The sequence below is a fragment of the Enterobacter quasimori genome, from assembly GCF_018597345.1.
In the GTDB taxonomy this organism is placed as follows: Bacteria; Pseudomonadota; Gammaproteobacteria; order Enterobacterales; family Enterobacteriaceae; genus Enterobacter; species Enterobacter mori.
Map to the genome: position 1 here is coordinate 17146 of NZ_JAHEVU010000010.1, position 12047 is coordinate 29192.

13 protein-coding genes and 1 riboswitch are annotated in these 12047 nt (G+C 57.9%); of the genes, 6 read left to right on the top strand and 7 right to left on the bottom strand.

Translation table 11 applies throughout. From position 1 onward, the window contains the following. The 5 genes from thiS to rsd form a co-directional block, all read right to left on the bottom strand. Positions 1 to 201 (bottom strand): sulfur carrier protein ThiS, encoded by a 201-nt coding sequence (thiS, locus tag KK102_RS21705; protein WP_010425940.1) that lies wholly within the window; start codon positions 199 to 201, stop codon positions 1 to 3. Next, positions 185 to 940 (bottom strand): thiazole biosynthesis adenylyltransferase ThiF, encoded by a 756-nt coding sequence (gene thiF, locus KK102_RS21710; RefSeq protein WP_216358415.1) that lies wholly within the window; start codon positions 938 to 940, stop codon positions 185 to 187. The genes thiS and thiF overlap by 17 nt, the downstream gene beginning before the upstream one ends. Next, positions 933 to 1568, bottom strand: coding sequence for a thiamine phosphate synthase (gene thiE, locus KK102_RS21715; RefSeq protein WP_216358416.1), 636 nt, complete (start codon positions 1566 to 1568; stop codon positions 933 to 935). Before thiE ends, thiF begins: the two co-directional genes overlap by 8 nt. Further along, positions 1568 to 3463 (bottom strand): phosphomethylpyrimidine synthase ThiC, encoded by a 1896-nt coding sequence (gene thiC, locus KK102_RS21720; RefSeq protein ID WP_216358417.1) that lies wholly within the window; start codon positions 3461 to 3463, stop codon positions 1568 to 1570. Before thiC ends, thiE begins: the two co-directional genes overlap by 1 nt. 78 nt (positions 3464 to 3541) lie before the next feature. Then, a riboswitch (TPP riboswitch) is annotated at positions 3542 to 3651 on the bottom strand. Between the two features lie 54 nt (positions 3652 to 3705). Beyond that, complete coding sequence (gene rsd, locus KK102_RS21725; protein ID WP_126546489.1) at positions 3706 to 4203, bottom strand: sigma D regulator; 498 nt, start codon at positions 4201 to 4203, stop codon at positions 3706 to 3708. Positions 4204 to 4298: 95 nt separating this feature from the next. On the opposite strand from rsd, the gene nudC reads away from it, so the two are divergent. The 6 genes from nudC to KK102_RS21755 all read left to right on the top strand — a co-directional run bounded on the left by nudC (position 4299) and on the right by KK102_RS21755 (position 8651). Then, complete coding sequence (nudC, locus tag KK102_RS21730; RefSeq protein ID WP_126546488.1) at positions 4299 to 5072, top strand: NAD(+) diphosphatase; 774 nt, start codon at positions 4299 to 4301, stop codon at positions 5070 to 5072. 38 nt (positions 5073 to 5110) lie between these two features. Further along, positions 5111 to 6175: a uroporphyrinogen decarboxylase gene (hemE, locus tag KK102_RS21735; RefSeq protein ID WP_024908252.1), complete on the top strand. Its 1065-nt coding sequence runs from the start codon at positions 5111 to 5113 to the stop codon at positions 6173 to 6175. 9 nt (positions 6176 to 6184) lie between these two features. Next, positions 6185 to 6856 (top strand): deoxyribonuclease V, encoded by a 672-nt coding sequence (gene nfi / locus KK102_RS21740; RefSeq protein ID WP_021242964.1) that lies wholly within the window; start codon positions 6185 to 6187, stop codon positions 6854 to 6856. Positions 6857 to 6897: 41 nt separating this feature from the next. Next, positions 6898 to 7488, top strand: coding sequence for a YjaG family protein (locus KK102_RS21745; RefSeq protein WP_126546487.1), 591 nt, complete (start codon positions 6898 to 6900; stop codon positions 7486 to 7488). Positions 7489 to 7674: 186 nt separating this feature from the next. Further along, the gene (gene hupA / locus KK102_RS21750; RefSeq protein ID WP_002445246.1) at positions 7675 to 7947 is read left to right on the top strand and encodes a nucleoid-associated protein HU-alpha; all 273 of its coding nucleotides are present in this window, start codon (positions 7675 to 7677) and stop codon (positions 7945 to 7947) included. Between the two features lie 11 nt (positions 7948 to 7958). Continuing rightward, the gene (locus KK102_RS21755) at positions 7959 to 8651 is read left to right on the top strand and encodes a DUF1481 domain-containing protein (RefSeq protein WP_126546486.1); all 693 of its coding nucleotides are present in this window, start codon (positions 7959 to 7961) and stop codon (positions 8649 to 8651) included. Positions 8652 to 8742: 91 nt separating this feature from the next. Here the strand turns inward: KK102_RS21755 and purD are convergent, their stop codons facing one another. Together purD and purH are read right to left on the bottom strand one after the other, a co-directional pair. Then, on the bottom strand, positions 8743 to 10035 hold the full coding sequence (gene purD, locus KK102_RS21760; RefSeq protein WP_216358418.1) for a phosphoribosylamine--glycine ligase: 1293 nt from the start codon (positions 10033 to 10035) through the stop codon (positions 8743 to 8745). 15 nt (positions 10036 to 10050) lie between these two features. After that, complete coding sequence (purH, locus tag KK102_RS21765; protein ID WP_126546484.1) at positions 10051 to 11640, bottom strand: bifunctional phosphoribosylaminoimidazolecarboxamide formyltransferase/IMP cyclohydrolase; 1590 nt, start codon at positions 11638 to 11640, stop codon at positions 10051 to 10053. Positions 11641 to 12047 lie beyond the last annotated feature (407 nt).

A 12047-nucleotide genomic window follows, 5' to 3' on the forward strand; every position in this document is an offset into this window, starting at 1 on the left:
TCAGCCCCCTGCGATGACCTGAAACAGCAGGATCTGGTCGCCTTCATTGACCTGCTGATGTTCCCACTGCTCGCGCGGCAGGATCTGTTGATTGAGCGCCAGCGCCGTTCCCGGCTTGAGCTGGCGTAGCCTTTCGAGCAGCACGGCAACGGTAAGTCCGTCATCGCACTTCATTGGCTCATCGTTAAACAGAATGCGCATCGCGGCCTCCGCATACCGGGCAGCCGCTGGCGCGGTGCAAGGCCAGGTGACGCCAGCCGCTTGAGCGCGCATCAAACAGCCGCAGCGTATTACGTTCCGTCTCCATGCCGCTGAGCAGCTTGATGGCCTCCAGTGCCTGCAGCGTGCCCATCACACCAACGACTGGACCGAGAATGCCTGCGGTGCGGCAGTTACGCTCTGGCTCGGCATCGTCCGGCCACAGGCAGCGATAGCAGCCCTGCGCCCACGGAGGCGTCAGGACCATCATCTGTCCCCCGAAACCGACCGCGCTGGCGGTGATAAGCGGCGTATTACTTGCCACGCAGGCGGCGTTAATCGCCTGACGCGTCGCCATATTGTCCGTGCAGTCCAGCACCACGTCGGCAAGGGCAACTTCACGCTGCAGGCTTTCACCGCTAAGACGCTCCTGTAAGGCAATCAGCTCGATATCCGGGTTAAGCTGGTTCAGCCGCTGGCGGGTGATTTTTGCTTTCGGCTGGTTGATATCCTCGGTGGTAAAGAGGATTTGTCGCTGCAGGTTGCTGAGGTGTATCTCGTCGTCGTCGGCAAGCACCAGCGTGCCGACGCCCGCCCCCGCCAGATAAAGGGCGGCGGGCGCGCCTAGTCCGCCCAGACCGACAATCAGCACCCGGCTGGCGAGCAGTTTTTGCTGCCCGTCAATAGCGATATCCTCCAGCAGGATCTGACGGCTGTAGCGCATAAAGTCGCGATCATTCATCGCCAGCTCCTGCCAGCTGTAACAGCTGTTCGGTGGCGGACTGCCAGTCTGCAGCCTGGGTGATAGCGCTGACGACGGCGATGCTGCCAACGCCCGTCTCCAGCACGGCCGGGGCGCGTTCCAGGCTGATGCCGCCGATGGCGACGGTGGGGTAATCGGCAAGGCGTTTAACGTGACTCGCCAGCTGCGTCAGACCCTGCGGTGCGGAGGGCATCTGCTTGGTTTGCGTCGGGAAGACGTGACCCAGTGCGATGTAAGAGGGACGGGCCGCCAGCGCCACGTCGATCTCCATGTCATCATGCGTTGACACGCCAAGACGCAGCCCGGCTTCACGGATAGTGCTCAGATCCGTTGTTTCCAGGTCCTCCTGACCCAGATGCACGCCGTAAGCCTGGTGCTTAACGGCCAGCCGCCAGTAGTCGTTGATAAACAGGCGTGCGTTATATCGACGCCCAATCGCGATGGCGGCAACTACGTCGGCTTCCACCTCGTCATCGTGTTTATCCTTGATGCGAAGCTGGAGGGTGCGAACGCCTGCCTCCAGCAGTCGCTCTATCCACGCCACGCTGTCCACCACCGGATAAAGCCCTAAGCGGAAGGGAACGGGCGGAAAATCGGGCTGGTACATTACGCCTCCTCTTTTTTGAGGTAGATTTCGCCGCCTTTGGCGCGGAAGGTTTCAGACATGTCCGCCATGCCCACTTCAATGGTTTGCGCGGCGGCGTAGTCGCGCACCTCCTGGCTGATTTTCATCGAGCAGAATTTTGGCCCGCACATGGAGCAGAAGTGTGCGACTTTGCCCGATTCCTGCGGCAGGGTTTCGTCGTGATAGGCGCGGGCGGTGAACGGATCCAGCGCCAGGTTGAACTGGTCTTCCCAGCGGAATTCAAAACGCGCCTTTGACATGGCGTTATCGCGGATTTGCGCACCCGGGTGGCCTTTCGCCAGATCCGCCGCGTGGGCGGCAATTTTGTAGGTAATCAGCCCCTGCTTTACGTCCTCTTTGTTTGGCAGGCCGAGGTGCTCTTTCGGCGTCACGTAGCAGAGCATGGCGCAGCCGAACCAGCCGATCATCGCCGCGCCAATGCCTGAGGTGAAGTGGTCATAGCCCGGCGCAATATCGGTGGTCAACGGTCCCAGGGTATAGAACGGGGCCTCATGGCAATGCTCCAGCTCTTCGGTCATGTTGCGGCGGATCATCTGCATCGGCACGTGTCCCGGGCCTTCAATCATCACCTGCACGTCATACTCCCAGGCGATTTTAGTCAGCTCGCCCAACGTGTGCAGTTCGGCAAACTGCGCTTCGTCGTTGGCGTCGCGGATGGAGCCCGGACGCAGGCCGTCGCCCAGAGACAGAGAGACATCATACGCGGCGCAGATTTCGCAAATCTCGCGGAAGTGTTCGTAGAGGAAGTTTTCCTGATGATGGGACAGGCACCACTTCGCCATAATGGAGCCGCCGCGGGAGACGATGCCTGTCAGGCGCTTCGCCGTCATCGGCACGTAGCGCAGCAGCACGCCCGCGTGAATGGTGAAGTAGTCCACGCCCTGTTCCGCCTGCTCCAGCAGCGTGTCGCGGAAGGCTTCCCAGGTGAGGTCTTCGGCAATGCCGTTCACTTTCTCCAGCGCCTGATAAATCGGGACGGTGCCAATCGGTACCGGGCTATTACGCAGGATCCACTCGCGGGTTTCGTGAATATAGCGGCCAGTGGAAAGGTCCATAACCGTGTCCGCGCCCCAGCGCGTCGACCAGACCAGCTTTTCCACCTCTTCTTCGATGGATGACGTCACCGCTGAGTTGCCGATGTTGGCGTTGACCTTCACCAGGAAGTTGCGGCCGATAATCATCGGCTCGGATTCCGGGTGGTTGATGTTGGCGGGGATAATGGCGCGACCGGCAGCCACTTCGTCACGCACAAATTCCGGCGTGATGTTCTCCGGCAGGCGAGCACCAAAGCCTTCGCCCGGATGCTGGTGGCGCAGTATTTCGCTGCGGATGCGCTCGCGACCCATGTTTTCGCGGATGGCGATGAACTCCATCTCCGGCGTGACGATGCCCTGGCGCGCGTAGTGCAGCTGGGTCACGCATTTGCCCGCTTTGGCGCGTTTTGGCGTCAGCAGGCCGGTAAAGCGCAGCGCGTCCAAACCGTCGTCCGCCAGGCGCTCTTTGGTGTAAGCAGAGCTTTGCTCGTTTAGCGCTTCGCTATCATCACGCGCATCAATCCACGGCTGGCGCAGCTTCGCCAGACCCTGCTGGACGTTAATTGCCACATCGGGATCGCCATACGGGCCGGAGGTGTCGTATACCGGCACGGCTTCGTTGTCTTCGAACTGCGGATCCTCTTTGCTGCCGCCGATAAGCGTCGGGCTGAGCTGGATCTCACGCATCGGAACGCGAATATCGGCCTGCGAGCCGGAAATGTAGATACGTTTAGAGTTCGGGAAAGCGGTGCCTTCCAGGGTGTCGATAAAGTGTTGGGCCTGTGCGCGCTGTTCGCGGCGGGTCAGTTTTGCAGTAGACATAGCTCATTCCAAAAGTGAAGGACATGGCTTGTCAGACGACGGATGAAGCAAGAGAGGATCGCCCTCAGGCGATACAACAGCAGTGTGACTCTTGTTCCCTTCGCAGGTATTAGCCTGATCAGGTTCCGCGGATCCCGAATTAACGGTCTCAGCCCGTGCTTTCACACTGGGCACTCCGACAAGAAAAATCCCCCTCGTGAGAGGGGCGAATGATTGTAAATTACTCGTTAACGATTAAGAACTCAAGCAGGGCGCGCGACGTTCTCTTCATTGTTGGTATTCACGTCATTGTCCAGCACGAGGGCGATCAGCTTATCTTCCAGCGTGAATCGCTCCTCCAGCGCTTCACCGAGATCGGACAGCGCCTGCTGAAACTCAAGATAGTTATCGTGATCGATGGCGTTCTCGAGCGTGGAATCGTAGTAATCCATGATCTGCCGGGTATTGGCTTCCAGCAGCGGATAGAGTTTGCTGGCCGCTAAATACGGTGTTGTCCCTTCCATTTCGCGGATAATGCGTTCATAAATATTGAAATGGCCGTCGGACAGGTAGTCGACCAGGCTCTGACAAAAATCATCCAGCGCTTTTTCATTCAGCCGCATAAACGATTCTTTGCCAGGCTTAATACCGACCAGATTGTAATAAGCCACGAGTAGATGCTTGCGCACATGCAGCCAGCGATCCACCAGTTTGTTACTTCCTCTAACGCGCTCAGTCAGGCTTTCTAGCTGGTTTAACATGGTCGACTCCGCAAGGTTTAGGATTGAATCTGCTTATCCAAAATGTAACCACAATGCTAACAACATGTCAGTGAAGCGAAGGTAGTGCAATAGATATGGATCGTATTATTGAAAAATCAGATCTGGGTTGGTGGATCGTCAGTCACGAACAAAAATTATGGCTGCCCGCCGGGGAAATCCCCCATGGCACGGCGGAAACGTTCGATCTTGTAGGGCAAACCGCGCTGTGGATCGGCGAGTGGCAGGGCGAGCCGGTGTGGTTGATCCAACAAGCGCGTCGTCAGGATATGGGATCTGTGCGTCAGGTGCTGGATCAGGATGTCGGTCTGTTTCAGCTGGCAGGGCGCGGCGTGCAGCTGGCGGAGTTTTACCGCTCGCATAAATACTGCGGCTACTGCGGTCATACCATGCACCCGAGCAAAACCGAGTGGGCGATGCTCTGCAGCCACTGCCGCGAACGCTACTATCCTCAGATTGCACCCTGCATCATCGTCGCTATCCGTCGGGAGGATTCCATCCTGCTGGCGCAGCATACTCGTCATCGCAACGGCATTCACACCGTGCTGGCCGGGTTCGTCGAAGTGGGCGAAACGCTGGAGCAGGCGGTGGCGCGCGAGGTGATGGAAGAGAGCAGCATTAAGGTGAAGAACCTGCGCTACGTCACCTCCCAGCCGTGGCCGTTCCCGATGTCGCTGATGACCGCGTTTATGGCGGAATACGATAGCGGCGAGATCGTTATCGATCGGAAAGAGCTGCTGGAGGCGAACTGGTATCGCTATGACGATTTGCCGCTGTTACCACCGCCGGGCACCGTGGCGCGTCGGCTGATAGAAGATACCGTGGCGATGTGTCGGGCCGAGTATGAGTAGTGTTACACTGAGGCCATGACGCTTAAGGAACTGCAAAAATGACCGAACTGAAGAACGATCGTTATCTGCGTGCGCTGCTGCGCCAGCCCGTTGATGTCACCCCGGTGTGGATGATGCGCCAGGCGGGACGCTATCTGCCAGAATACAAAGCCACGCGCGCGCAGGCGGGCGATTTTATGTCGCTGTGCAAAAACGCCGAGCTGGCCTGTGAAGTGACGCTCCAGCCGCTGCGCCGCTTCCCGCTGGATGCGGCGATCCTCTTCTCGGATATTCTGACCATTCCGGATGCCATGGGCCTTGGCCTGTACTTTGAAACGGGTGAAGGCCCGCGTTTCACCTCTCCGATCAAAAGCAAAGCCGACGTGGACAAGCTGCCGATCCCCGATCCGGAAGGCGAGCTGGGCTACGTGATGAACGCCGTGCGCACCATTCGCCGCGAGCTGAAAGGTGAAGTGCCGCTGATTGGCTTCTCCGGCAGCCCGTGGACGCTGGCGACCTATATGGTGGAAGGGGGCAGCAGCAAAGCCTTCACCCTGATTAAAAAGATGATGTACGCCGAGCCGCTGGCCCTGCATGCGCTGCTCGACAAGCTGGCGAAGAGCGTCACCCTCTATCTGAACGCGCAGATTAAGGCCGGTGCGCAGTCGGTGATGATTTTCGATACCTGGGGCGGCGTGCTGACCGGGCGCGATTATCAGCAGTTCTCCCTGTATTACATGCACAAAATCGTCGACGGCCTGCTGCGGGAAAACGAAGGTCGCCGCGTGCCGGTGACGCTGTTCACCAAAGGTGGCGGTCAGTGGCTGGAAGCGATGGCGGCCACCGGCTGCGACGCGCTGGGCCTCGACTGGACCACCGATATTGCCGATGCGCGCCGTCGCGTGGGCGACAAAGTGGCGCTGCAGGGCAATATGGACCCGTCCATGCTCTATGCGCCGCCAGCCCGCATTGAAGAAGAAGTGTCGACTATACTGTCTGGTTTCGGCCAGGGGGAAGGCCACGTCTTTAACCTCGGCCACGGCATTCATCAGGATGTACCGCCAGAGCACGCAGGCGTATTTGTGGAGGCGGTGCATCGGCTTTCTGCCCAGTATCACAAGTAAGGAGTCGTTATGGATCTCGCGTCGCTACGCGCTCAGCAAATCGAACTGGCCTCATCGGTGATCCGCGAGGATCGTCTGGATAAGGATCCTCCGCAGTACATTGGCGGAGCGGACGTCGGGTTCGAGCAGGGGGGGGACGTGACGCGAGCGGCGATGGTGGTACTGAAATACCCTTCGCTTGAGCTGGTGGAGTACAAGGTCGCGCGTATTGCCACCACCATGCCCTATATTCCCGGCTTTCTCTCCTTTCGCGAATATCCCGCGCTGCTGGCCGCGTGGGAGCAGCTCTCGCAAAAACCTGACCTGCTGTTTGTCGATGGACACGGTATTTCACACCCGCGCCGTTTAGGCGTAGCCAGCCATTTTGGGCTGCTGGTGGATGTGCCGACCATTGGCGTTGCCAAGAAACGCCTGTGCGGCGCGTTTGAGCCACTCTCCGCCGAGCCGGGCGCGCTTGCGCCGCTCATCCATAAGGGCGAGCAGCTGGCGTGGGTCTGGCGCAGCAAGGCTCGCTGTAATCCGCTGTTCATCGCCACCGGCCATCGGGTGAGCATGGACAGCGCTCTGGCGTGGGTACAGCGCTGCATGAAGGGCTACCGCTTGCCGGAGCCGACGCGCTGGGCTGACGCGGTGGCCTCTTCGCGTCCGGCTTTTGTTCGTTGGCAGGAAATTCAGCGATGATTCAGGTAAACTGCGCCTAATTTTCGATTCGAGAGATCATCATGCTACAAAACCCGATTCACCTGCGCCTTGAAAAGCTGGAAAGCTGGCAGCACGTCACCTTTATGGCTTGCCTGTGCGAGCGCATGTATCCCAACTATGCCGCGTTCTGCAAGCAGACGAGCTTTGGTGATGGCCACATCTACCGCCGCATTCTGGATCTGATCTGGGAAACGCTGACGGTGAAAGACGCGAAGGTGAATTTCGACTCTCAGCTCGAAAAGCTGGAAGAGGCGATTCCGGTGGCGGATGATTTTGACCTGTACGGCGTCTACCCGGCCATTGATGCCTGCGTGGCGTTAAGCGAGCTGATCCACTCCCGCCTGAGTGGTGAAACGCTGGAGCACGCCATTGAAGTCAGTAAAGCGTCCATTACGACCGTTGCAATGCTCGAAATGACCCAGGAAGGTCGCGAAATGACCGACGAAGAGCTGCGTGCCAACCCGGCGGTTGAACAGGAATGGGACATCCAGTGGGAAATTTTCCGCCTGCTGGCAGAGTGCGAAGAACGCGATATCGAGCTGATAAAAGGGCTGCGCGCGGACTTACGTGAGGCCGGTGAGAGCAATATTGGTATAATTTTTAACCAATGAGACAACAAAACGTGATTTAACGCCTGTTTTGTCGCTCCTCGACTCTTCCCTTCTGCCCCCCGTCTGGTCTACATTTGGGGGGCGAAAAAAAGTGGCTATCGGTGCGTGTATGCAGGAGAGTGCTTTTTTGGCATTTTCGTCGCACTCGATGCTTAGCAAGCGATAAACACATTGAAAGGATAACTTATGAACAAGACTCAACTGATTGATGTAATTGCGGACAAGGCTGATCTGTCTAAAGTGCAGGCTAAAGCTGCTCTGGAATCTACCCTGGCTGCTATTACTGAGTCTCTGAAAGAAGGCGATGCTGTACAACTGGTTGGTTTCGGTACCTTCAAAGTGAACCACCGCGCTGAGCGTACTGGCCGCAACCCGCAGACCGGTAAAGAAATCAAAATTGCCGCAGCGAACGTGCCGGCATTTGTTTCTGGTAAAGCACTGAAAGACGCAGTTAAGTAAGACGCGTGGCAGTGAACAGTTTTAACGAAGGGGCGGCAACGCCCCTTTTGTCATTCTGGCGCGGAACGCTCGCGCTGGCAGGCGTGCTGTTGCTGTCAGCCTGTAGCCACGATTCCTCCCTCCCTCCGTTTACCGCCAGCGGTTACGCGGACAACCAGGGCGCGGTCAGGATCTGGCGTAAAGATTCCGGCGGTGAAGTGCATCTGCTCTCTGCCTTCAGCCCGTGGCATAGCGGCAATACGTCGACGGCGGAATATCGCTGGCAGGGAGACGACCTGTCGCTGATTGAACTGAACGTCTACAGCAAGACCCCCGAACACGTGAAAGTGCGTTTTGACGACCATGGCGAGCTGAGCTTTATGCAGCGTGAAGTCAGCGGTCAAAAACAGCAGCTTTCCAGCGATCAAATCGCCCTCTACCGTTATCGTGCCGAACAAATCCGCCAGACCAGCGATGCGCTTCGTCTGGGACGCGTTGTGCTGCGCCAGGGCCGCTGGCATGCCGATGGGACGGTGACGACCTGCGAAGGGCAGACGGTCAAGCCTGAGCTCGAATCCTGGGCAACCGAACACATTCAACGCCGTCAGCGTCATTCATCAATGGAAGTGAGTGTGGCGTGGCTTGAAGCGCCGGAAGGCTCTCAGCTGCTGCTGGTGGCGAACGAAGACTTCTGTACCTGGCAGCCGACAGAGAAGAGTTTTTGAGTTCTGTGGATTAAGCCGGATGGCGCTAACGCTTATCCGGCCTACGAACGATCCCCTCTCCCTGTGGGAGAGGGTTAGGGTGAGGGGGAAATTACTCCCCCTGCTCGCGCGCAATCGCGCGATAGCCGATATCCTGACGGCTAAAGCTGCCGTTCCAGTGAATATCCGCCATCAGCGCATAGGCGCGTTTCTGCGCTTCTGCCACGGTATGACCCAGCGCGGTTGCACACAGCACGCGGCCACCGTTGGTGAGGACGCGATCGTCTTCAGCCAGCTTCGTACCGGCATGAAACACCTTCGCACCGTCGATCTCTTCCAGCGGCAGGCCGTGGATCTCATCCCCGGTGTTGTAATTACCCGGATAACCACCCGCAGCAATCACCACGCCCAGAGACGCGCGCTCGTCCCACTCTGACGTTTTCTCGTCGAGCTTGCCTTCGCAGGCTGCCAGACACAGATCCACCAGATCGGATTTCATGCGCAGCATGATGGGCTGCGTTTCCGGATCGCCAAAGCGGCAGTTAAATTCGATAACCTTAGGGTTACCCTGCTTGTCGATCATCAGGCCCGCGTAGAGGAAACCGGTGTAGGTGTTCCCTTCCGCCGCCATCCCTTTCACGGTTGGCCAGATGACGCGATCCATGGTGCGCTGGTGGACTTCGTCAGTCACGACCGGAGCAGGGGAGTAGGCGCCCATCCCGCCGGTATTCGGGCCGGTATCACCATTGCCCACGCGCTTGTGGTCCTGGCTGGTGGCCATCGGCAGAACGTGCTCGCCGTCGACCATGACGATAAAGCTCGCTTCTTCGCCGTCGAGGAACTCTTCAATCACGATGCGGTGGCCCGCATCGCCAAAGGCGTTGCCTGCCAGCATGTCCTGAACCGCGGCTTCGGCTTCTTCGAGCGTCATCGCGACGATCACGCCTTTACCGGCGGCCAGACCGTCGGCCTTGATAACAATCGGCGCGCCCCTCTCACGTAAGTAGGCCATTGCAGGCTCCACTTCGGTGAAATTCTGATATTCCGCCGTCGGGATGTTATGACGCGCGAGGAAATCTTTGGTGAAGGCTTTGGAGCCTTCCAGCTGCGCGGCACCTTCCGTTGGCCCGAAGATTGTCAGGCCCGCCGCGCGGAACGCGTCAACGACGCCAATCACCAGCGGCGCTTCCGGGCCAACAATCGTTAGATCGATTTTCTCGTTCTGGGCAAAGCTCAGCAGCGCCGGAATGTCGGTCACGCCGATAGCCACGTTCTGCAGCGCGGGTTCCAGTGCGGTACCGGCGTTGCCCGGTGCCACGAAGACCGTTTTCACCAGCGGAGACTGCGCCGCTTTCCACGCCAGCGCGTGCTCGCGCCCGCCGTTACCAATGACTAATACTTTCATTTTCAGCTCCGGGAATTAATGGCGGAAGTGGCGCATGTCGGTGAAGATCATCGCAATGCCGTGTTCGTCGGCGGCGGCAATCACTTCGTCATCGCGGATTGAACCGCCAGGCTGGATCACGCAGGTGATGCCGACAGCGGCTGCCGCGTCGATACCGTCACGGAACGGGAAGAAGGCGTCAGAAGCCATGGCGGAGCCTTTCACTTCCAGACCTTCATCGCCTGCTTTAATGCCCGCGATTTTCGCGGAGTAGACGCGGCTCATCTGGCCTGCACCTATCCCGATAGTCATGTTCTCTTTCGCGTAGACGATGGCGTTGGATTTGACGAACTTCGCAACCTTCCAGCAGAACAGCGCGTCACGCAGTTCCTGTTCGCTCGGCTGGCGTTTGGTCACCACGCGCAGGTCGGCTTCTGTCACCATACCCAGATCGCGAGCCTGAACCAGCAGGCCGCCGTTCACGCGCTTGAAGTCCAGGCCCGGCACGCGTTCTGCCCACTGGCCGCAGACCAGCACGCGTACGTTCTGTTTCGCCGCGGTGATTTTCAGCGCCTCTTCGGATGCGGATGGCGCGATGATCACTTCGACGAACTGGCGGGAAATGATGGCCTGAGCCGTTTCAGCATCCAGCTCGCGGTTGAAGGCGATAATGCCGCCGAACGCGGAGGTCGGGTCGGTTTTGTAGGCGCGATCGTAGGCATCCAGAATAGAGGTGCTCACGGCTACGCCGCATGGGTTCGCGTGCTTGACGATAACGCAGGCCGGCTCGCTGAACTCTTTCACGCATTCCAGCGCGGCGTCGGTGTCGGCAATGTTGTTATAGGAGAGCGCTTTGCCCTGAACCTGCTGGGCGGTCGCAACAGAGGCTTCTTTTACCTCTTCTTCTATATAGAAGGCTGCCTGCTGGTGGCTGTTCTCGCCGTAACGCATATCCTGCTTCTTAATGAAGTTCAGGTTCAGGGTGCGCGGGAAGCGGCCGGAAGGATCTTTGCTTTCACCGTGGTAAGCCGGTACCAGGCTACCGAAGTAGTTGGCGATCATGCTGTCGTACGCCGCGGTGTGTTCGAAGGCTTTGATGGCGAGATCGAAACGCGTTTCCAGGGTCAGCGACCCTTCGTTGGCATCCATCTCATTTATAATGGTTTCGTAATCGCTGCTCTTTACGACGATGGCCACATCTTTATGGTTCTTGGCTGCAGAGCGCACCATGGTCGGGCCGCCGATATCAATGTTCTCTACAGCATCTTCCAGAGAGCATCCTTCGCGGGCAACGGTCTGGGCAAACGGGTAGAGGTTAACGACAACCATGTCGATCGGCGCAATGTCGTGCTGTTCCATAATACCGTCGTCCTGACCGCGACGGCCAAGAATACCGCCGTGCACTTTAGGGTGCAGCGTTTTGACGCGTCCATCCATCATTTCCGGGAAACCGGTGTAATCGGACACTTCGGTTACCGGCAGACCTTTATCTGCTAACAGGCGAGCGGTTCCACCTGTGGAAAGCAGCTCCACACCGCGTGCGGAAAGTGCCTGAGCGAATTCGACGATACCGGCTTTATCAGAAACACTGAGCAGAGCGCGGCGGACTGGACGACGTTGTTGCATGGTAAATCCCCTGGATTTCACGATTACAGAGAGCGTTAGATGAATTTTCCTGTGAAAAACTCATCTAACACACCTGACGGGGCATCCTTGTTAAGCGCGAGCATTTTAACGAAAACGTTTGCGCAACGCTCGCACATTTTTACTTTTTCGTATCATTGTGGATAAGTCTGTGTGTAAAAAGGTATAAGGCGGTGTTTTGCTGTGGAATGCAGCAGTCAGTCATTTTTCTGTCATTTAGCGGTTGCGGCCTGCGGAGAACTCCCTATAATGCGCCTCCATCGACACGGCGGATGTGAATCACTTCACAAACAACCCGGTCGGTTGAAGAGAAAAAATCCTGAAATAACGGGTTGACTCTGAAAGAGGAAAGCGTAATATACGCCACCTCGCAACGGTGAGCGAAAGCC

Bases quoted from the DNA above. Each gene is read 5' to 3' on its own strand.
- thiS (WP_010425940.1), bottom strand. From the start codon at position 201: ATGCGCATTCTGTTTAACGATGAGCCAATGAAGTGCGATGACGGACTT.
- thiF (WP_216358415.1), bottom strand. From the start codon at position 940: ATGAATGATCGCGACTTTATGCGCTACAGCCGTCAGATCCTGCTGGAG.
- thiE (WP_216358416.1), bottom strand. From the start codon at position 1,568: ATGTACCAGCCCGATTTTCCGCCCGTTCCCTTCCGCTTAGGGCTTTAT.
- thiC (WP_216358417.1), bottom strand. From the start codon at position 3,463: ATGTCTACTGCAAAACTGACCCGCCGCGAACAGCGCGCACAGGCCCAA.
- rsd (WP_126546489.1), bottom strand. From the start codon at position 4,203: ATGTTAAACCAGCTAGAAAGCCTGACTGAGCGCGTTAGAGGAAGTAAC.
- nudC (WP_126546488.1), top strand. From the start codon at position 4,299: ATGGATCGTATTATTGAAAAATCAGATCTGGGTTGGTGGATCGTCAGT.
- hemE (WP_024908252.1), top strand. From the start codon at position 5,111: ATGACCGAACTGAAGAACGATCGTTATCTGCGTGCGCTGCTGCGCCAG.
- nfi (WP_021242964.1), top strand. From the start codon at position 6,185: ATGGATCTCGCGTCGCTACGCGCTCAGCAAATCGAACTGGCCTCATCG.
- KK102_RS21745 (WP_126546487.1), top strand. From the start codon at position 6,898: ATGCTACAAAACCCGATTCACCTGCGCCTTGAAAAGCTGGAAAGCTGG.
- hupA (WP_002445246.1), top strand. From the start codon at position 7,675: ATGAACAAGACTCAACTGATTGATGTAATTGCGGACAAGGCTGATCTG.
- purD (WP_216358418.1), bottom strand. From the start codon at position 10,035: ATGAAAGTATTAGTCATTGGTAACGGCGGGCGCGAGCACGCGCTGGCG.
- purH (WP_126546484.1), bottom strand. From the start codon at position 11,640: ATGCAACAACGTCGTCCAGTCCGCCGCGCTCTGCTCAGTGTTTCTGAT.